The sequence below is a fragment of the Pigmentiphaga litoralis genome, from assembly GCF_014651835.1.
Classification (GTDB): Bacteria; Pseudomonadota; Gammaproteobacteria; order Burkholderiales; family Burkholderiaceae_B; genus Pigmentiphaga; species Pigmentiphaga litoralis.
The window spans coordinates 3,773,140-3,792,275 of sequence record NZ_BMXQ01000001.1 but is presented as its reverse complement, the minus strand read 5'-3'; the positions used below and the strand labels follow the sequence as shown (position 1 = coordinate 3,792,275).

Here is a 19,136-nt window from a genome sequence, read left to right as displayed (position 1 = left end):
GCGCTTACTCCAGCGGTTGGATGTTGGCTTGGCGGACGATGTCCGTCCACTTCTTGGTTTCGACCTGGATCATGCGGCCGAACTCGGCCGGCGTATTGCCCAGCGGGTCGACACCCATCGCGGCAAACTTGGCCTTGATGTCGTCCTGCTTCAACGCGCTTGCAATGTCCTGCTGCAGTTTCTGCACGATGGGGGCGGGCGTGGCAGACGGCACGACCAGCCCGTACCACGAGGTCACGTCGAATCCGGGGTAGCCGCTTTCGATCACGGTGGGCACGTCGGGCAGCACCGCCAGCCGCTTGGGCCCAGCCACGGCCAGGGCGCGCAGGCGGCCCGACTGCACGTGCTGCACGATGGTCGAGACGCCGGCGAACATCATCTGCACCTGGCCGCTCAGCACGTCGTTCACAGCCGCTGCCATCGCGTTGTAGGGCACGTGGACGGCGTCGATGCCGGCGCTGATGTTCAGCAGTTCACCTGCCAGGTGGGCGCCGGTGCCGGTGCCCGGCGACGAGTAATTGAGCTTGCCGGGATGCGCCTTGGCGTACGCGATCAGCTCGGGCATCGTCTTGACGGGCAAGGACGCGTTCACGACCAGCACGTTGGGCGACGTCGCCAGCACCGTCACGGGCGACAGGTCCTTTGCCGTGTTGAAGGTCAGCTTGGGAAACAGCAGCGGGTTCACGGTCAGGTTGCCCGATGGCGCCAGGGTCATCGTGTAGCCGTCAGGCGCCGCGCGGGCGCCCGCTTCCATGCCGATGTTGCCCGCCGCGCCTGCACGGTTCTCCACGATCACCGGAACGCCCCATTGTTCGGACAATCGCTGTCCGACGATGCGTGGCAGGCTGTCGGCAATCCCCGCCGGGCCGAATGGCACGATGATGCGGACGGGCTTGTTCGGGAAGGGTTCGGCGGCGGACGCGCTGGCGGCAAGGCCTGCGGTGGCTGCGATCCCGGATGCCAGCGCAACGATGCGGGCGACGGTCTTGATCCCTGCTTTCATGTGACTCTCCAGATTGACAAGATGCTTGCCGGCACGACCCTTCAGGCCAGGCCGGATGGTGATGCGTAAACACTGTGTCTCCCGTGCGCCGGTCGGGCCGGTTTCTTTGATCGGGTGGAGCGATATGCGGGTAGTTAGGAAGTGGGTGGTGCGGAATGCGGGGGTGCCGAGGGTAAGTTGCCGAGGATGCGGGTGGCGACGATGCGGTGCTTGCGCGGGGGTGCCGGACGGCTTCAGATCAACGCACGCGCTTGAACGCGGCTTTTCCCTGCTGCGGTTGCAGCACCACCATACCCCCGCCCAGGCGGTACCGCGAGCCCGGATGAATCAGCCGTGCAAAGGTCGCGACCTCGCCCTGCGACCACGTGCGGCGATTGACTTGCAGGCACGCTTCGCCAGGCGCCAATGCGAGCCACTCTGCCATCTCGGCCGACGGGGTCACGGCTTCCACCGTGTGCTCCGCCGCGCCCAAGGGAGCCACGCGTGACAGGTAGGCGTTGGGGGTCTGCTGGGTGAAGTCCTGTAGCAGATAGTCGGGCGCCACCGCGGGATTGGTATAGCGGTCTTCCAGCTGCACCGGCACCTGGTTGTCCAGGTGCACGATGATGGAATGATGGATGGGCGAGCCGGTCGCCACGCCCAGGTACAGGGCCATGACTTCTGAAGCCTGCTCAGTTTTGAGCACGATCACCTGGTTGCTGTAGCGATGGCCGCGCTCGGCGATTTCGTCGGCAATGTTGCGCACCTCGAGCACCGACAGCATCGGCTTGCGGTCCGCCACGAAGGTGCCGATGCCCTGGCTGCGCATCAATACGCCGTCTTGCGTCAGTTCAAGAATGGCGCGCCGCGCGGTCATGCGCGACACACCAAATTCCGCGGCAAGTTGATGTTCCGAGGGCACTCGCGCACTGACCTCCCACTCGCCTGAATCGATCCTGCTCAGGACATGCATCTTGATGCGGGCGTACGGGGCTTGCAGCGCGGCAGAATGTGTCGGGGACATGACATCTCGCTAAGGCATGTCCCGACTTTATGTTGGCTAGACTTGCATAGTCAAGCACCAATTGAAGCGGTAACGCGGGCGAAAACCCGGGCACCAATGTGATGCATGCTCGAAATCGAACATGCTCGAAATTGAACGCGTTCGGGACTATGCAATGAACGTCACCTGGACGGAAGCGATTGGCGAGCACACGCCGGGGGTGGCTCGCGTTGTCATGCCTGGCGGTGTGTCAGGCCTCGATCATCGTGTAAACACGCACACGGTGGCCGTCGGGATCGGCGACCACGAAGGTGTAGCCGAAGTCGAGCAGCACGGGCGACTGCAGCACCGTCATACCGGCCGCCGACCAGCTTTGATACAGCGCGTCCACCGCGGCCCTGTCGTCGACGACCATGGCCAGTTCCGACCCACCGCCGGTGGTGGCCGGCGCCGGCGTGCACGTGTGTTTGGACCACAGGCCCAGCTTCAGGCCATTGGCAAGAACAAAAAGCAGGAATGTAGTGGACGCTTCGATCGGTTGCTGGCCGAGCAGGCGCGCATAGAACGCCCCGCTCTGTTCGGCGTTGTCGACATACAGAATGGTCATGGAAGGGACAGGCATGGAAGGCTCCGGAAGGGGAATAAGGACCGCGCTGATCCGACGGGTTCGTCTCAGTGCAGGGTCTTATCTTCTTCCAGACCACTGACAGATTCTGTCAGTAGTGAACGGGGCAGGATCACTGCTCGCCCGTGATCCCCATCTCGGCGCGCCACCGCTTCAGCAAGCCCAGCCGGCGCTGCGGGTAGCGCACGTTCTGCGTCGTCAGGCTGACCAGGCGATCCGCGCGAAAATGCCGGAAGCCCTCGCGCGTCTCGCACCACGCGACCACGACCCGTTGCCGCTCGAAAAAGCCGAGTGCAAACGGCCAGATGGTGCGCGAACTGGCCGCCCCATTCGCGTCGGTGTAGTCGATATCCAGCTTGCGTTCGCGCCGGATCGCGTCCCGCAATTGCGGTAGATGCTCGGTCAACCCGGGCGGATCGGCGCGCGGCCCCACCAGCAAGGTGTTGGCGTCCAGCTCGCGCCGCATCTCGGCCGGCAACACCGACGAAATCTTGGCCATCGCCTGCTTCGCCGCCGCACCCAGTTCGTCATCGGTGCTGCGATTGACCCACCGCATGCCCAGCACCAAGGCTTCCAGCTCGGTCACCGAAAACATCAACGGCGGCAGCAGATAGCCGGGCTTGAGCACATACCCCACCCCCGGCTCGCCCGTGATGTCGGCGCCCTGCGCCTGCAGGCTCGCAATGTCGCGGTACAGCGTACGCACGCTGATGCCCATCTGCGCCGCGAGCGTCGTCCCGGTCACCGGATGTTTGTGGCCGCGCAGATGCTGCATGAGGGAGAGGAGACGTTCAGCGCGGGACATCAGTTGTCCGGGTCCCGGCGCAAGGGTCCGACAGCGTGGTGGACCATTGCCGTGTCGGGCCATGCAAGCCGCGACGTCCATGCAATCCACGACGTGAAAGCACCGCGATCACTTTCCAATACAGAAGCGCGAAAAGATGACCCCCAGCAGATCATCACTCGTGAACTCTCCGGTGATCGACGTCAACGCGCCGTGCGCCAAGCGCAATTCCTCGGCAAACAGATCCAGCACCCGATCGCTCAGCGCGGCATGCTCGCCGGCGATCTCCAGGTGCCCGGCGGCCTGCAGCAGGGCCTGGATATGCCGTTCGCGCGCCAGGTAGGGCGATTCGCCTGACGGGTTCCAGCCGGCGATGGCGAGCAACTCCTGCCGCAGCGTATCGAGCCCTTCTCCCGTCAATGCCGAGATGCCCAGGCGCTTGGCGGGGTGGCCGGCGACATTGGCGTTGACATCGACCCCCGGGGCGCCGCCTGCGACGACGTTGGCATCAATGCGGGCATCAGCGCGGGCATCAACAGCATCCCCTGCGCTATCCCGCGCCCCATCGTTGCCGCCCTCAACCAGATCCATCTTGTTGATAATCTCAAGCACCGGCGTCCTGGCTGGCAAGCGCGACGTGATCGCCGCATCCAGCTCAGGCTGCGGCTGCGTCGCATCCAGCAGGTGCAAGATCACATCGGCCTGTTCGATCTCGGCCCACGTCCGCGCAATGCCGATCTGCTCGACCGTATCCGTCGTCTCGCGCAAGCCTGCGGTATCGACGATGTGCAGCGGCACGCCTTCGATCGTGATCTGCTGCACGACCTTGTCGCGGGTGGTCCCCGCAATCGGCGTGACGATGGCGGCTTCGAAGCCGGCCAGCGCATTGAGCAAGCTCGATTTGCCGACGTTGGGCTGGCCGGCCAGCACCACGTGCAACCCTTCGCGCAGGATCGCGCCCTGGCGCGCCTGGGCAAGCAGGTGCGACAGGTCCGACGCGATCGCATCGAGCACGCTGCGGGCCTGATACTTTTCCAGGAACTCGATCTCTTCTTCGGGAAAATCCAGGGTCGCTTCAACCAGCATGCGCAGGTGCACGATGCGGTCGGCGAGGCCAGTCACCTGCTCCGAAAACGCACCCGTCATCGATGCCGCGGCACTGCGCGCCGCCGCTTCAGACGACGCATCGATCAAGTCCGCAACGGCCTCGGCCTGGGCCAGGTCCATACGATCATTCAGGAAGGCGCGCCGCGTGAATTCTCCGGGCTCGGCCAGCCGGATGCCTTGCTCGCGCCCGGCTTCCAGGCAGCGCGCCAGCAAACGCCGCAGCACGACCGGACCACCGTGGCCCTGGAATTCGACCACGTGTTCGCCGGTGTACGAATGTGGCGCCGGAAAGGCCAAAGCGATGCCTTCATCGATCAGCACGCCGTTGGCATCCTTGAACGGCAGGAAGTGCGCATGCCGCGGCGTGAGCGGCCTGCCAACAATCGCTTCAATCAACGCATCCAGCCGGGCAGGCGACGACACGCGCACGACGCCGATGCCGCCGCGGCCGGGAGCAGTTGCAATCGCAACGATAGGGTCGTGATCGGAAATCATCGGAAGATCCTGAAGAGAAAAACGAAGCCAACGGAAACGACGCCGCAAACAACACAGGCCGCCCGGAAACCGTGGCGGCCTGTGAAGTGTACTGACAGTGGGTCCGAACGAAGAACCCGGTCAGCTTGGCAATCCTACGACATTACGCTGCTGCCAGCGCCTTGTCCGCCTGCTTGCCCACATACCATTGCTGGGCGATGGACAAGAGGTTGTTCACCACCCAGTACAGCACCAGGCCGGCCGGGAAGAAGAACATCATGCCGCCGAACACCAGGGGCATGAACATCATGACCTTGGCTTGCATTGGGTCCGGCGGTTTCGGGTTCAGGCGCATCTGCAGGAACATCGTGCCCATCATCAATGCAGGCAGGATGAAGAAGGGATCGGGCGAAGCCAGGTCACGCACCCAGCCGATCCACGGCGCATTGCGCATTTCGACCGAGGCCAGCAGCACCCAGTACAGCGAGATGAACACCGGAACCTGAACGATCATCGGCAGGCAGCCGCCCAGCGGATTGATCTTCTCGTTCTTGTACAGCTCCATCATCGCGGTGTTGAGCTTGGTGCGATCGTCCTTATACTTGTCGCGAAGCGCGGTCATGCGCGGCGTGACCTTCTTCATGCGGGCCATCGAACGGTAGCCGGCGGCCGACAGGGGATAGAAGGCCAGCTTGATCAGCACGGTCAGCGCCACGATGGTCCAGCCCCAGTTGGCCAGGATCGAGTGCAGCCAGGTCATGAGCAGGAACACGGGCTTGGCGATGATGGTCAGCCAGCCGTAGTCGACGACCAGGTCCAGGCCTTGGGCAACCGCAGCCATGGCCTGCTGATCTTGCGGACCGATCCAGAGCTTGGCTTCGACGCTGTTGCCCGTACCCGGGGACAGGGTGCCCACGGGTTGCACGGCGCGAACGGCGTACAGGCTGCCGTCGAGCTTGGTCATGTCGTACGTGCGCGCCGCGCCTTCAGGCGGCACCCAGGCCACGGCAAAGTAGTGCTGCACCATGCCCAGCCAGCCGTCGTTCGCGACCTTGTTGAACGTCGCCTTGTTCTTGTCGATGTCGCTGAACTGCACCTTCTGGAACTTGTGTTCCGAGGTGTAGATGGCCGGACCTGTGAACGTGCTGTAGAAGTGGCTTTCGCCGGGCGGCTTGCCGCCGTCGCGCGTCAGCTGCAGGTACAGCGACGGTGCAAGCGGTGCATCGCTGACGTTGGACAGGTCGTGGCGCACGTCGATGTCGTAGCGGCCCTGGCGCAGCGTGAAGGTCTTGATGACCTTGACGCCGCCGCTTTCGGCTTCGAACGACACGTCCATGGCGTCGCCCGACAGCTGGCGCGCGTCGGTGACGGGACGGAACAGGGTGCGATGCGTCGGGAACGCCGCGCCTGCCGGTGCACCGACCACGCCGCTCTGGGCAAGGTAGGTGCGGCTGGCCGATTCGTCGAGCAGCACGGTGGGCTTGGTCTGGTCTTCGACGTCGGGCTGCTTGAGCAGCTCGGCCTTGACGATCTGGGCGCCCAGGGTATCGAAGGTCAGGCGCAGCACGTCGGTCGTGACGACGATCTTTTCAGCTTTGGCTTCGACTGGCGCCGGCGCGGGGGCCGAGCCAGGCACCGCGGTGCTGCCGGCCACCGCGCCAGGCGCGGCCGACGGAATGCTGCCGTCAGGCGCAGTCACCGGCGGCTTGGCGTCGGTGGTCGCGGTCTTGACCGGCGTCGTGCCGAACATGGACGGCTGTCCATTGTATTTTTGCCATCCATCCCATAGGAACAGGAGGGAGAGCGAGAAGATCATCCAGAGGATGGTGCGTTGCATGTCCATGGACGGTTGGTTCCAGTCGTCGCGGCAAAGTCCGCTAGTTTAGCTGCCTTGAGCTGACAGATCTCATACAGGCGGCTTGGAAGTGGAATGATCGGTGGAGGATGTGTCGGCAGTGCGTCGGCCAGCTGCGCCGGGCACGGGCGGCACGGGATCCAGACCACCCGGAGAAAACGGGTGGCACCGGCAAATACGCTTGAACCCCAGATACACGCCGGCCCCCGCGCCATGCGTCTCGATGGCTTCCATCGTGTACACGGAGCAGGTGGGCGTGAACCGGCAGGACTGGCCGATCCAGGGGCTCAGGAAATAACGGTAGAAACGGATAGGCCATATCAGCAGGCGCCGCAGCGGCGTCGATCCACGAGGAAGGCCGCCGCCCTGGCCTTCTGCAGCCTGGCCCTGGGCGTCCTGCTGAGCTTGGGCATCCTGTTCAGACACGAGTTCCATCACGTTCCGCACCTTTGTCGGGCGTCACTGCGTTGTCCACGGCCCGCGGGCGGGGTTCGGGTGGGCGGTCGGCACGACTGGCCCGGGCCGCGCGCAGCCAATGCCCGTCCATCTCCAGACGGGTCATGTGCTTGAGCGCGGTCAACGAGACAGACGGGATCCGCGTGTGCAGCCGCACCACGTAGTCGCCCGCAGGCAGAGCCAGCCGCTTGTGGCGGAAGGCTTCCCGGATCACGCGTTTAATCGCGTTCCTGCTGACCGACAGGGGTGCATAGCGTTTGCCGATGACCAGGCCCAGGCGCGCCTGGGGCGCCGCCGCAGGATCGGCCATCGTGGCGTCGGCACCCGCAGGTGCGACGCTCAAAACAAAAAGCGCCCCTCTTGCAAGGCGGCGCCCTTTTAGCGCAGGGGCGAATTCCGCCGGACTACGCAGCCGCGCTGTGCCGGGAAACGACGCGCGCGATGTCAACGACATGACCTGGTCACGAGGTGGTTGATCCCATACCTGTTCTGTTCAGCGGCAAGACACGCCCGCCAAGGCACGGACACCCCGTGTGGACGTGGCGTTTATACAGCCAGGCGCTTGCGGCCCTTGGCGCGGCGCGCGTTGATGATCGCGCGGCCTGCACGGGTGGACATGCGCACACGGAAACCGTGGGTGCGCTTGCGGCGGGTAACTGAAGGCTGATAAGTACGTTTCATGACGATTCCGGTTGGTGGTTGGCCGCCCCGGAGTATTGCCTAGCTCGCTGCCGCCCCCATCTACCAGTACGTGAACGTACAAGACAGGAACCGCAGGCCTGCTACCAACCCAGGGCCTTTCCGATGATTCTTGCGGTGACTTTTACTGCGACTTCTCGTCCGATTTGGGCGCAAGCAAGCGCTCCAAACTCCGGACAGCCTTACATTTCATCAAACTTCTGAGCGTCTGTCAATGCCGCAGCCGCCTGAAGACGTGGGGAATAGTGGCTTCCCTGTGGATAACTTGGTCCTGGAGGAGTAGAATGGATCGTTTCGGATCGGCGTTTTACCGCTTCGCGTGAGCCCTGCGTACGGCAGTCATCGGCTCCGCCCAGGCAAGCTGCCCGTCCTGTACCTGCCCGACCCCTCTAGCGAGATTCATGGAAGATTTTTGGCAAACCTGCGCCCAGACGCTCGAGCGCGAACTGCCGCCACAGCAATTCAGTGCGTGGATCCGGCCGCTCGTTCCGGTGGCCTTCGACGAGTCCGCCGGGGTCTTGCGTGTGGCTGCGCCGAACCGGTTCAAGATGGACTGGGTACGCAGCAACTACTGCGGCCGCATCGAATCGATCGCGGCTGAATGGTTCCAGCGGCCGATACAGGTGAAGTTCGAGCTCGACGCCCCTCGCGCGGTCGAACCTCCCCCGCCCCGGTCGCAAAATGGCCTGCAGCACCTGCAACAGCCCAGCCAGGGGCACAGTCATGCGCCCTCGCAGCCGCGCGCCCAGCAGCCCACCTATCCCGGCGACGGCCCCAGCTATAACGGCCAGGGCAACGGCAACCTGCCGGCGCAGCAGACGGGCCCCTACTCCGGCCCGTATACAGGTCCGAGCAATGGCGGCGGCCAGCAAGGGTCCGATGGCGGCGGTGTTCGCGCGCCTGTGCATAACGCCAAGTCTGATCTGAACGAAGCCACGGGTATTTACGAGCGCTCGCGTCTCAATGTCGACCTGACCTTCGACAACTTCGTGACGGGCAAGGCCAACCAGCTGGCTCGCGCCGCGGCGTTGCAGGTGGCCGAAAATCCCGGCACGTCCTATAACCCCCTGTTTCTATATGGCGGCGTCGGGCTGGGCAAGACCCACCTGATCCACGCGATCGGCAATTCCATGGTGGCCGACAACAGCGGCGCCCGGGTGCGGTATATCCACGCCGAACAATTCGTGTCCGACGTGGTCAAGGCCTATCAGCGCAAGGCGTTTGACGAATTCAAGCGGTATTACCATTCGCTCGATCTGCTGCTGATCGACGACATTCAGTTCTTTTCGGGCAAGAACCGCACGCAAGAAGAATTCTTCTATGCGTTCGAGGCGCTGGTATCGCTGCGCAAGCAGATCATCATTACCAGCGACACCTATCCAAAAGAACTGGCCGGTATCGACGATCGCCTGATTTCGCGGTTCGATTCCGGTCTGACCTGCGCGATTGAACCGCCGGAACTGGAAATGCGGGTCGCCATTCTGCTCAAGAAAGCAGAAACCGAAGGCATGCCGCTGCCCGAAGAATGTGCATTCTTTATTGCCAAACATTTGCGCAGCAATGTGCGCGAACTGGAAGGCGCGCTGCGCAAGGTGCTGGCCTATGCCAAGTTCCACGGCCGCGCCATTGGCGTGGAAGTGTGCAAGGACGCCCTGAAGGATCTGCTGTCGGTATCCAACGGGCAGATCACCGTGGAAAACATTCAGAAAACGGTCGCCGACTTCTACAAGATCAAAGTCGCTGACATGTATTCGAAGCGCCGGCCGGCCAATATCGCTCTGCCAAGGCAGATCGCCATGTATTTGGCCAAGGAACTGACCCAGAAAAGCTTGCCGGAAATTGGCGAGCTGTTTGGCGGCCGCGATCACACCACCGTATTGCACGCCGTACGAAAGATTTCAGAAGCCCGGACCAAACAGGCCGAGCTGAACCACTCGTTGCATGTCCTCGAACAGACGCTGAAGGGCTGACCGCCGCCCGTGACGCGCACGGATGACATGGTCCTTCGGCATACTCGCGCCACGCTTGCGGCAGGGTCGCCCCGCAGAGCAACCAAGCTGTTGATTTAAAATACGATTTGCTGATGTTCGAGTTATCCACAGGCTCCTATTTAACGACCAACCCCAAGAAGGATTGGATATGCAATTGGTGAAAGCCTCACGCGACGCCCTCCTCAAGCCGCTCGCGACCGTGTCAGGGATCGTGGAGCGTCGGCACACGCTCCCCATCCTCGCCAACATCCTGTTGCGCAAGGACGGCAGCCGCGTGTCGTTCGTATCGACCGATATCGAGGTTCAGATCACCACCCATGCCGACTTCGGCGTGGGTGATGCGTCTGAATCGACGACGGTCGCGGCGCGCAAGCTGCTGGACATCCTGCGCGCCCTGCCCGATACGGGCGACGTTTCGCTGTCGCTGGCGAACAAGAAACTGTCCGTGCAATCCGGCAAGAGCCGCTTTGCGCTGCAGACCCTTGCCGCCGAGGAATTCCCCACGGTCGCCCAGCCGGCGACCTGGAATGCGTCGCTCACCATGACGCAAAAGTCGTTCAAGCATCTGCTGAACATGGTCCATTTCGCAATGGCCCAGCAGGACATCCGGTATTACCTGAATGGCATGCTGCTGGTTATCGACGGCTTTGACGTGCGCTGCGTGTCGACCGACGGTCACCGCCTGGCCTATTGCTCGGTCACGACCGAGACCGAATCGCCCAAGCAGGAAGTCATCATTCCGCGCAAGACCGTGCTGGAACTGCTGCGCCTGCTGGATGATTCCGAAGAACCCGTCCAGATCGACGTGGCCGCCAACCAGATCCGTTTCCGTTTTGCGGAAATCGAACTGATCTCCAAGCTGGTCGAAGGCAAGTTCCCCGACTACCAGCGCGTGATCCCCAGCGGCTACACCAAGCATTTCCTGATCGCCCGCGAAGCCCTGCAACGCAGCCTGCAGCGCGCCGCCATCCTGACCACCGACAAGTTCAAGGGTGTCCGGATGCAGATGGCCGATCACGTATTGAAAATCTCGGCCAGCAACGCCGAACAGGAAGAAGCGCAGGAAGAACTCGATATCGACTTCAGTTTCGAGGCGCTCGATATCGGGTTCAACGTCAGCTACCTGCTCGACGTGCTGGGCAACCTGAAAGCGGAAACAGTGCAGTGGGGCGTCGGTGACGCCAACTCGTCGGCGCTGATTACGCTGCCCGACAACGCTGACTTCAAGTACGTCGTGATGCCCATGCGCATCTGACGCGCCGCAGTCTGCTTTCTATCGTCTTGTAGTTTTTTAACTGCCCGGCCCGGTGTCACAGGGCTCGGCAGTGTGGATGGTTTACACGCTTATGACCGAACAGAACACTTCGCCGGAAAATGGCGCCACGGATAACAGCCACCTGACGTCGAACACGGCGATCGATGCCCACATCGTGGGGGCGTCGGATGCCTATGGCTCCGACTCGATCAAGATGCTCAAGGGGCTGGAGGCCGTGCGCAAGCGGCCAGGCATGTACATCGGCGACACGTCCGATGGCACCGGCCTGCACCACATGGTGTTCGAGGTGGTCGACAACGCAATCGACGAAGCGCTTGCCGGTCATTGCGACGAAATCGTCGTGACCATCCACACCGACAATTCCATTTCCGTGACCGACAACGGCCGCGGGATTCCGACCGACATCCACAAGGACGACGAATTCCAGCGCAGCGCTGCCGAAATCGTCATGACCGAACTGCATGCCGGCGGCAAATTCGACCAGAACTCGTACAAGGTCTCAGGCGGCCTGCACGGCGTGGGCGTGTCCTGCGTGAACGCGCTGTCCGAATGGCTGCGCCTGACCATCTACCGTAACGGCGACGTCTACAAGATGGAGTTCCGCCAAGGCGCGCGCGTCGAACCGCTGGCCAAGGTCGGCCCGACCGAAAAGCGCGGCACCGAAGTGCACTTCCTGGCCGACGTCAGCATCTTCACGAACGTCGAATTCCACTACGAGATCCTGGCCAAGCGCCTGCGTGAACTCTCGTTCCTGAACAACGGCGTCAAGATCAAGCTGGTCGACCAGCGCCAGGGCAAGGAAGAAGACTTTGCGTTCAGTGGCGGCGTGAAGGGCTTCGTTGACTACATCAACCGTGCCAAGACCGTGCTGCACCCGAACGTGTTCAACGTTGCCGTGGAATCGGCCGCCGGCGGTGTGCCCGTGGGCGTCGAGATCGCCATGCAGTGGAACGACAGCTATACCGAAAGCGTCCTCTGCTTCACGAACAACATTCCGCAGCGCGACGGCGGCACCCACCTGACCGGCCTGCGCGCCGCGATGACGCGCGTGCTGAACAAGTACATCGAACAGAACGACATGGCCAAGAAAGCCAAGGTCGAGACCACCGGCGACGACATGCGCGAAGGCCTGACCTGCGTACTGTCCGTCAAGGTGCCCGATCCCAAGTTCAGCAGCCAGACCAAAGACAAGCTGGTCTCGAGCGAAGTGCGCCCCGCGGTGGAAGACGCCGTGGGCCGCGCGCTCGACACCTGGCTGCAGGAACGCCCGATCGACGCCAAGGCCCTGTGCGCCAAGATCGTCGAAGCCGCGCGTGCCCGTGAAGCCGCCCGCAAGGCCCGCGAAATGACCCGCCGCAAAGGCGTGCTCGAAGGCGCCGGCCTGCCCGGCAAACTGGCCGACTGCCAGGAAAAAGACCCGGCACTGTCCGAAATCTACGTGGTCGAGGGCGACTCGGCAGGCGGCTCGGCCAAGCAAGGCCGCGACCGTAAATTCCAGGCGATTTTGCCCCTGCGCGGCAAGGTGCTGAACGTCGAAAAGGCCCGCTTCGACAAACTGATCGCGTCCGAACAGATCGCCACGCTGATCACCGCGTTGGGCACCAGCATTGGCGCTGAAGACTTCAACATCGACAAGCTGCGCTACCACCGCATCATCATCATGACCGACGCGGACGTCGATGGCGCCCACATCCGCACCTTGCTGCTGACCTTCTTCTATCGTCAGCTGCCCATGCTGATCGAACGCGGCCACATCTACATCGCCCAGCCGCCGCTCTTCAAGGTCAAAGTCGGCCGCGAAGAAAGGTACCTGAAGGACGAGGACGAAGAAACCGCGTTCATGCTGACGCTGGCGCTCAAAGACGCCAAGCTCTACCCCACCGAAGGCGCCGACCCCATCGCCGGTGACGCACTGACCGAACTCGCCCGTCAGTACAACCTGGCCGACGCCGTCATCGCCCGCGTCACCCGCTTCATCGACGAAAAGACCTTAAGTGCGATCGTCCAAGGCACCGTCGTCGACGTCACCAACGAAGCCGCCGCCGCGGCCTCCGCCGAGCGTCTGCAAACCGCCCTGGAAAATCCGTCGCTGCCCGGCATGGTGCAGGTCTACGCCAAGTACGACGAAGCCGCCGAAAAATGGCGCCTGGAAGTCCACCGCAACCACCACGGCAACATCCGCGTCAGCGTGATCGACGAAGCATTCGTTGCCGGGTCGGATTACGGGATTCTTCATCACGCTGCGGAAACGTTCCAGGGCTTGATTGGCGAACGTGGTCGCATTGTTCGCGGTGAAGGCGAGAAGGCCAAGGAAATGTATGTGAATGACTTCCGTGAAGTCATGCACTGGCTGCGGGCCGAAGCGGAACGGTCGATTTCCAAGCAGCGGTATAAGGGCCTGGGTGAGATGAACCCTGCGCAGCTGTGGGAGACGACGATGGATCCGACCGTGCGGCGTTTGATGAAGGTGCAGATCGAGGATGCTATTTCAGCGGATGAGATTTTTACAACGCTGATGGGGGATCATGTTGAGCCACGACGTGCGTTCATTGAGAAGCATGCGTTGATGGCGGGGAATATTGATATTTAAGTGTTCGCCGTTTGAAAAGAAAAGCCGTCGACAGACGGCTTTTTTTGCTTCAGTTGTTCACGCAGTGCAAATATCGTCTGGGTAGATTGCTAAGCAAGCACAGACGCTAATCTAGTCAGCCGCGCTAAGTAAACACTCGTGCACAGCGCTAAGTGTACTTTGAGGCCAGCTAATCTGTTTTGGATCGCACGCACTGTTTGTTGCCAATACTCACCAAGCAAGGTATAAATACTTACGAATACGAACAGGTGAGGAGAGACGAATATGAAAGGTCCAGAAGTGCGGGCAATACTTGAACGGCATGGCGTCAGAGGACTACATCATGCAAACAGCGTGAAAACCAGTTGCAGCCTCCTTGAGATAGGCGGACTTGCATCAAGGCAAATAGTGGAACAACGGGGTCTACCGCAGTCAGTTCAATACACTGATGCACTTGATCAACAGTTAGGAGTTTGGGGCGATATATTTCTGGACACGGTCGACATACATTCAAGAATATCAAATATCAATCTTTATGGTCCGGTACTGTTTACGTTCGACTTGGACTTCCTCGACGATTTGGACGAAGAGACTCGTGTGCTTATTACTCGGTCAAATCCGACACGATGGAAAACCACGACGTCACATGAGGACCGGTACTTCGCAGATGCCGATCGCCTGGACGAGGGGTTCAGTGCAGGAGATTTTAATCAGATGTTGGTGATACGTACTCCAACTAAAGTGATTAAATTTTCTGATAAATTGGACAGAATCGTTCTAGATTACCCGAGCTTAAATAAAGATGCAGAGGAAATTTTTGACAAAGCACAGCATGCTTTAGTTCGAAGCCTCGGCAAGAGTCTGGTCGGAACGGACGTCATAAGACGGCACTGCAGAATAAATTGCAAGTGTGGTGCCACATATGAAGCAAGTTCAGCACGGACACAGTATTTTGAAGTCTAACTGTTTTGAGGTGAATTTGAGAGCATTGTTGCGGTCGGCTCTACAAAAAGCGGTTCGCAGAGGTAATATAGAAATTGTAGAGAAAGTGGCAGGCAAACTAGCTTTGATGTCAGACTCTTCTTGGCTTAACAGTCGTGCTCAAATTATATTGTTCGAAGAGTGTTGGCGGGATGCCAAATTGCTTGCTAAAAGCACACCCAGCATAGCGAGATTAAGCAGCATTGCATCGAAGACTAAGAATAAAAGTGCCGCTGGTCTTGGCACGCTCGCGCACGCACTGGTTGAGGGCGACTACTCAGTCCTCGATTTTGCACCTGAGCGTAAGGCTCTGAAGATCGTTGCCGCAGCGTGCGAGCGACCAAACGACTTCTTTAGATGGGCGATCGACCTTGCTCCCCCGGAGGATCACAGCTTTGTTTATGCTGCGAAGAGGGCTTTCTCACAGGCGAGTTGGCCGTGGGACAAGGCATTCGTGCTCGCAGGTACGTACTTCACCGTCACGGAGAAACCAGCATTGGCCTCCGAGACATATGCAACCGTGCCCCCGTTTCCCTACTGGGTGGCAATAGACAAACACACAAAGCCAGGAAAGCTGGCATTTCGTCGTGCAGCGGTGGATCTTCGGATTTCCGAAACGCTATTGAGCTGGTCGAGTTTTTACTTTGAGGGCGCCAAGACGAACGCCGTAGACCCATCGCTGTGGTGGGACGCGGAATTGTACTGGCGATTTGCCACCGTTAAATCTTCACCAGAAGACGCACAGAATCTATGGCGCAACGTGATAGCGCGAATTCAACATGAGGTGAGGTCTGAATCTGCTGCACTGAAGGAAGTGATCGAGGGCTGCAAGTTCGGCCTTCTAAGAGATTAGGCACTGTGTTTTGTTGAACAAGCTACGGGAAAACAATAATGATCGATTATCAAAAGCTTCTGAGCAATGATCGCTTGCGGCAGTCCACAAGGACAGGCCGAAGTATTCTAACAGAGTCCGAAAGCGATCGTGGCCGCGTGCTTTTTAGTCCTGCATTCCGACGACTTCAACAGAAAGCTCAAGTCTTCTCAATGGAACCCAACGCAGCGGTTCGCAGTCGCCTTACCCACTCACTGGAGGTGTCGCAATTAGGCCGGTATATAGCCGATGAAATTGGTCAAAATTTGGTGCAAAATCAGGTTTTATCCGCATTGCAGCAAGGAGCCTTGGTCAATTTCGTCGAAACTGCATGCCTGATGCATGATATTGGCAATCCGCCGTTCGGCCACTTTGGCGAAAGCGCTATTCAGGAATGGTTCTCTGGCAACGGCTTAATTTGTCTTCGAGCTGCGATCAACTGGCGAGATAAAGACGAGTCCCCATTAGACGACGCATTGAATGACTTTCGACGCTTTGATGGCAACCCTCAGGGTCTTCGAGTTGTAAGCAAACTGCAGTGGAATCGGGACGAATTCGGATTGAATTTAACGAAGACTACGCTAGGAGCGTTTTTAAAGTACGTCGGAAGTCATAACAGTGCGCCAGCAGATCGCATTGGGTTTGCTAAACGAATGGGTTTTTTCTCGACCGAATGGACCATCGTGCAATGTATTTGGGATGATTTTACTGAGTCCAATCCTCGGCGCCTTCCACTCGCCTACATTATGGAAGCAGCGGACGATATAGCATATTGCATAAGTGATCTCGAAGATTCGTTTGAAAAAGGAATAGTCCAGCAAGAACCTGCCTTGCGCGAAATTGAAAGGCGTTACTTAGCCAAAGAATTTGCAACCGATGCTCCTATGCATGCCGAAATCGCGAAGGCGTTGGCTAATATGCGCGCTCTGTCGGCAACGAATGAGTACACATATACAGATTTTCGCACTATCTTGAATGCGGGTATTGTGCAATATACGGCGAGGCGATTTCTCGAGAATGGGGCTGAGATCGCTACGGGAACCATGGGCCCGCTGCTCACTGAAAGCGAACCACCCGGGTTCATTCTTAAGGTTCTAAAAGATTATTGCCGTGAATACGTATACACACACGAGTCTATTCAACGTGTAGAAATTGCAGGCTTCAATGCGATAACGGGGCTTCTGGACCAAATTAGTCCATTATTAAGGCTGTCTGATAAGGACTTTAAGCGTGTGTGCGATGGAGAAAGCACCGATTCCAATGGAAGAAAGTTTTTGTTGGAGCCAAAATTGTTGAAGTTATTTCCGCCCCGCTATCTCAAGGTGTATCGGCACGATCTTGGGCTAATGCAAAATAGTACCAATAGCATCATTGAGTGGAATGCGCGGGCCCATTTGGTGGTAGATTTTATCTCTGGTATGACTGATGATTTCGCCATGACAACATATAGAACTTTATCAGGAATGCGACTTTGATGTTCGAGCTGCATCCTTATTGGCATGTGCGACGTGTTATTCAAAGCGTCAATGGGGTCGCTTCGATCCCATTTAGTTATTATTGTTATGAACCGCGTACCGTAGCGGACGCGCGGCACATTTTCTATGTTAGTAAAGCTCAGTTCGCCGATCCCAGCTTTATCGTTGATCTAATGGCCGGGACGCCGCTGCATCATGAATTGGCATTGCACTCGGATTTGCGGATGACGGACGGCAGCGTTCGCCACCTATCAATGATCGACATGGCGACGTCCGCTCGCGCTCATCTGATGAAGTTGGAAGGTTTTCTACAGTCAGCAGTCCCGCAACCATTTATCTGGTTCGAGAGCGGTAGATCTTTTCATGGCTATGGCACAGATTTGCTCAACACACAGTCATGGGTGAAATTCATGGGTTTGCTGCTGCTCGCTAACGCCCCTAGATTCGACGCCACAGTTGATCCTAGGTGGATTGGTCACCGCCTGCTAGCTGGCTATTCCGCCCTTCGATGGACTAAAAATACGTCGAATTACGTTGGTCTACCGCGCAGAATCCACACGGGCAGACAATCATGGACTTTATTTTCCGCTGATTGAGTTTCCCGCTATCGCAATCAAACCGCCAAATCCCCCAAAAACCGCCTCCACCAAGCCCCCAAATCATTCGTCTTCAACTGCTGCAACATCGACGAATGCCTTTCCTTCCTCTCTTCCTTAGGCATCGTCAACGCGCGATGCATCGCCTCAGCCATCCCCAGCGTGTCATACGGATTCACCAGCAGCGCGCCATCAAACTCCGCAGCCGCACCGGCGAACCGTGACAACACCAGCACGCCCGGATCATCCCGATGCTGGGCCGCGACATATTCCTTCGCGACCAGATTCATGCCGTCCCGCAGTGGCGTAACCGCCCCGACCTGCGCACCCCGGAAAAACGCCATCAACGTACTGCGCTCGTAATTCCGGTTGATATACCGGATCGGCGTGTAATCAATATCCCCGAACCGACCGTTAATCCGCCCGGCCTCGCCTTCCAGATCATGACGGATCTTCTGATACGTCTTGATATCCGACCGGGACAGCGGCGCGATCTGCACCATCGACAACGCGCTACGGTGCGAGGGCTGAATCTCCATCAGCTTTTCAAACGCACGAAACCGCTCGAACTGCCCCTTGGAATAATCCAGGCGGTCGACGCTGATGATCAGTTTGCGGTCCATCAAGCTTTGTCGCAGGCGGCGCAGGTGGCGGCGGCTGGCGGCGGTGTGGGCCTGGTCGTCGATTTCGTCGGGGTAGACGCTGATGGGGTAGACGCCGGACCGCACGATGCGGCCTTCCATCTGCAGGTTGTCTTCGTCCAGTTTGCAGGCGCCGGATTCGCGGGTCAGGCAGTCGACGAAGGCCTGGCGGTCGCTGGGGGTCTGGAAGCCGACGAGGTCGTAGTGGCTCAGCGCGCGCAGCAGTTCCGTCGACGGTGGAATGCAGGTCAGGATGGGCTGGGTGGGGAAGGGAATGTGCAGGAAGAAGCCGATCTTGTTCTTGATGCCCATGGCGCGCAGGGCGGCCGCCATGGGGATCAGGTGGTAGTCGTGCACCCAGATGACGTCGTCGGGCTTAAGCAGGGGGAATAGTTTTTCGGCCAGCCAGAGGTTGGCGCGTTGGTAGCCTTCGTATTCGTCGCGCTGGTAGCGGATCAGGTCGCTGCGGTAGTGGAAGGCTGGCCACAGAACGTTGTTGGAAAAGCCGAGGTAATACTGTTCGTAGTCTTTGCGGCTGAGGCCGATGGTGGCCAGGGTGATGTTGCCGTGTTCGGTTACCTGGACCTGTTCCGGGGACTGCGGCGAGGTTTCGCCGTTCCAGCCGAACCAGAGTCCGCCGGCTTTGCCGAGGACGTCGCCGATGCCGACGGCCAGGCCGCCGGTGGACGCTTTGCCGGGGGTGATGGAAGCCACCCGATTCGAAACGATGACCAGACGGCCCATGGTGTTT

General features: G+C 59.6%; 16 protein-coding genes and 1 pseudogene. 7 read left to right on the top strand and 10 right to left on the bottom strand.

Translation table 11 applies throughout. The features are described from left to right. Nucleotides 1-4: 4 nt before the first annotated feature. The 9 genes and pseudogenes from IE116_RS17330 to rpmH all read right to left on the bottom strand — a co-directional run bounded on the left by IE116_RS17330 (nt 5) and on the right by rpmH (nt 7,967). Complete coding sequence (locus tag IE116_RS17330; protein WP_189614168.1) at nt 5-1,003, bottom strand: Bug family tripartite tricarboxylate transporter substrate binding protein; 999 nt, start codon at nt 1,001-1,003, stop codon at nt 5-7. Nucleotides 1,004-1,241: 238 nt separating this feature from the next. Further along, entirely contained in the window at nt 1,242-2,006 is a 765-nt protein-coding gene (gene hutC / locus IE116_RS17325) for a histidine utilization transcriptional repressor HutC (RefSeq protein WP_229828252.1), read from the bottom strand. Nucleotides 2,007-2,235: 229 nt separating this feature from the next. Next, nucleotides 2,236-2,607 (bottom strand): VOC family protein, encoded by a 372-nt coding sequence (locus IE116_RS17320; protein WP_189614167.1) that lies wholly within the window; start codon nt 2,605-2,607, stop codon nt 2,236-2,238. A gap of 115 nt (nt 2,608-2,722) precedes the next feature. Further along, nucleotides 2,723-3,415, bottom strand: coding sequence for a helix-turn-helix transcriptional regulator (locus IE116_RS17315; RefSeq protein WP_189614166.1), 693 nt, complete (start codon nt 3,413-3,415; stop codon nt 2,723-2,725). A 108-nt stretch (nt 3,416-3,523) separates the two neighbouring features. Continuing rightward, entirely contained in the window at nt 3,524-4,993 is a 1,470-nt protein-coding gene (mnmE, locus tag IE116_RS17310) for a tRNA uridine-5-carboxymethylaminomethyl(34) synthesis GTPase MnmE (protein ID WP_189614729.1), read from the bottom strand. A 145-nt stretch (nt 4,994-5,138) separates the two neighbouring features. After that, on the bottom strand, nt 5,139-6,818 hold the full coding sequence (gene yidC / locus IE116_RS17305) for a membrane protein insertase YidC (RefSeq protein WP_189614165.1): 1,680 nt from the start codon (nt 6,816-6,818) through the stop codon (nt 5,139-5,141). 63 nt (nt 6,819-6,881) lie between these two features. Continuing rightward, nucleotides 6,882-7,166, bottom strand: coding sequence for a membrane protein insertion efficiency factor YidD (gene yidD / locus IE116_RS17300; RefSeq protein WP_229828494.1), 285 nt, complete (start codon nt 7,164-7,166; stop codon nt 6,882-6,884). Nucleotides 7,167-7,347: 181 nt separating this feature from the next. Continuing rightward, a pseudogene (locus IE116_RS17295) lies at nt 7,348-7,740 on the bottom strand (ribonuclease P protein component); the annotation flags it as partial. Nucleotides 7,741-7,832: 92 nt separating this feature from the next. Further along, nucleotides 7,833-7,967: a 50S ribosomal protein L34 gene (rpmH, locus tag IE116_RS17290; protein ID WP_179582598.1), complete on the bottom strand. Its 135-nt coding sequence runs from the start codon at nt 7,965-7,967 to the stop codon at nt 7,833-7,835. 419 nt (nt 7,968-8,386) lie between these two features. Between rpmH and dnaA the strand changes: the two genes are divergently transcribed. The 7 genes from dnaA to IE116_RS17255 all read left to right on the top strand — a co-directional run bounded on the left by dnaA (nt 8,387) and on the right by IE116_RS17255 (nt 17,744). Further along, the gene (gene dnaA / locus IE116_RS17285) at nt 8,387-9,955 is read left to right on the top strand and encodes a chromosomal replication initiator protein DnaA (RefSeq protein WP_189614162.1); all 1,569 of its coding nucleotides are present in this window, start codon (nt 8,387-8,389) and stop codon (nt 9,953-9,955) included. 169 nt (nt 9,956-10,124) lie between these two features. Further along, entirely contained in the window at nt 10,125-11,231 is a 1,107-nt protein-coding gene (gene dnaN / locus IE116_RS17280; protein WP_189614161.1) for a DNA polymerase III subunit beta, read from the top strand. 214 nt (nt 11,232-11,445) lie between these two features. Continuing rightward, complete coding sequence (gene gyrB / locus IE116_RS17275; RefSeq protein ID WP_229828493.1) at nt 11,446-13,842, top strand: DNA topoisomerase (ATP-hydrolyzing) subunit B; 2,397 nt, start codon at nt 11,446-11,448, stop codon at nt 13,840-13,842. 264 nt (nt 13,843-14,106) lie between these two features. Next, nucleotides 14,107-14,784 (top strand): hypothetical protein, encoded by a 678-nt coding sequence (locus tag IE116_RS17270; RefSeq protein ID WP_189614160.1) that lies wholly within the window; start codon nt 14,107-14,109, stop codon nt 14,782-14,784. Continuing rightward, on the top strand, nt 14,744-15,655 hold the full coding sequence (locus IE116_RS17265; protein ID WP_189614159.1) for a hypothetical protein: 912 nt from the start codon (nt 14,744-14,746) through the stop codon (nt 15,653-15,655). The genes IE116_RS17270 and IE116_RS17265 overlap by 41 nt, the downstream gene beginning before the upstream one ends. 38 nt (nt 15,656-15,693) lie before the next feature. Next, complete coding sequence (gene dgt / locus IE116_RS17260; RefSeq protein ID WP_189614158.1) at nt 15,694-17,148, top strand: dGTPase; 1,455 nt, start codon at nt 15,694-15,696, stop codon at nt 17,146-17,148. Next, on the top strand, nt 17,148-17,744 hold the full coding sequence (locus IE116_RS17255) for a primase 1D-like protein (protein WP_189614157.1): 597 nt from the start codon (nt 17,148-17,150) through the stop codon (nt 17,742-17,744). Before dgt ends, IE116_RS17255 begins: the two co-directional genes overlap by 1 nt. Nucleotides 17,745-17,761: 17 nt before the next feature. On the opposite strand, the gene otsA is transcribed toward IE116_RS17255, so the two are convergent. After that, entirely contained in the window at nt 17,762-19,129 is a 1,368-nt protein-coding gene (gene otsA, locus IE116_RS17250) for an alpha,alpha-trehalose-phosphate synthase (UDP-forming) (protein ID WP_189614156.1), read from the bottom strand. Nucleotides 19,130-19,136 lie beyond the last annotated feature (7 nt).

Excerpts from the sequence above, each read along its gene's own strand:
- IE116_RS17315 (WP_189614166.1), bottom strand. The coding sequence starts at position 3,415 with ATGTCCCGCGCTGAACGTCTCCTCTCCCTCATGCAGCATCTGCGCGGC.
- IE116_RS17320 (WP_189614167.1), bottom strand. The coding sequence starts at position 2,607 with ATGCCTGTCCCTTCCATGACCATTCTGTATGTCGACAACGCCGAACAG.
- IE116_RS17330 (WP_189614168.1), bottom strand. The coding sequence starts at position 1,003 with ATGAAAGCAGGGATCAAGACCGTCGCCCGCATCGTTGCGCTGGCATCC.
- otsA (WP_189614156.1), bottom strand. The coding sequence starts at position 19,129 with ATGGGCCGTCTGGTCATCGTTTCGAATCGGGTGGCTTCCATCACCCCC.
- hutC (WP_229828252.1), bottom strand. The coding sequence starts at position 2,006 with ATGTCCCCGACACATTCTGCCGCGCTGCAAGCCCCGTACGCCCGCATC.
- dgt (WP_189614158.1), top strand. The coding sequence starts at position 15,694 with ATGATCGATTATCAAAAGCTTCTGAGCAATGATCGCTTGCGGCAGTCC.
- dnaA (WP_189614162.1), top strand. The coding sequence starts at position 8,387 with ATGGAAGATTTTTGGCAAACCTGCGCCCAGACGCTCGAGCGCGAACTG.
- dnaN (WP_189614161.1), top strand. The coding sequence starts at position 10,125 with ATGCAATTGGTGAAAGCCTCACGCGACGCCCTCCTCAAGCCGCTCGCG.
- IE116_RS17255 (WP_189614157.1), top strand. The coding sequence starts at position 17,148 with ATGTTCGAGCTGCATCCTTATTGGCATGTGCGACGTGTTATTCAAAGC.
- IE116_RS17265 (WP_189614159.1), top strand. The coding sequence starts at position 14,744 with ATGAAGCAAGTTCAGCACGGACACAGTATTTTGAAGTCTAACTGTTTT.
- yidC (WP_189614165.1), bottom strand. The coding sequence starts at position 6,818 with ATGGACATGCAACGCACCATCCTCTGGATGATCTTCTCGCTCTCCCTC.
- rpmH (WP_179582598.1), bottom strand. The coding sequence starts at position 7,967 with ATGAAACGTACTTATCAGCCTTCAGTTACCCGCCGCAAGCGCACCCAC.
- IE116_RS17270 (WP_189614160.1), top strand. The coding sequence starts at position 14,107 with ATGAAAGGTCCAGAAGTGCGGGCAATACTTGAACGGCATGGCGTCAGA.
- gyrB (WP_229828493.1), top strand. The coding sequence starts at position 11,446 with ATGCTCAAGGGGCTGGAGGCCGTGCGCAAGCGGCCAGGCATGTACATC.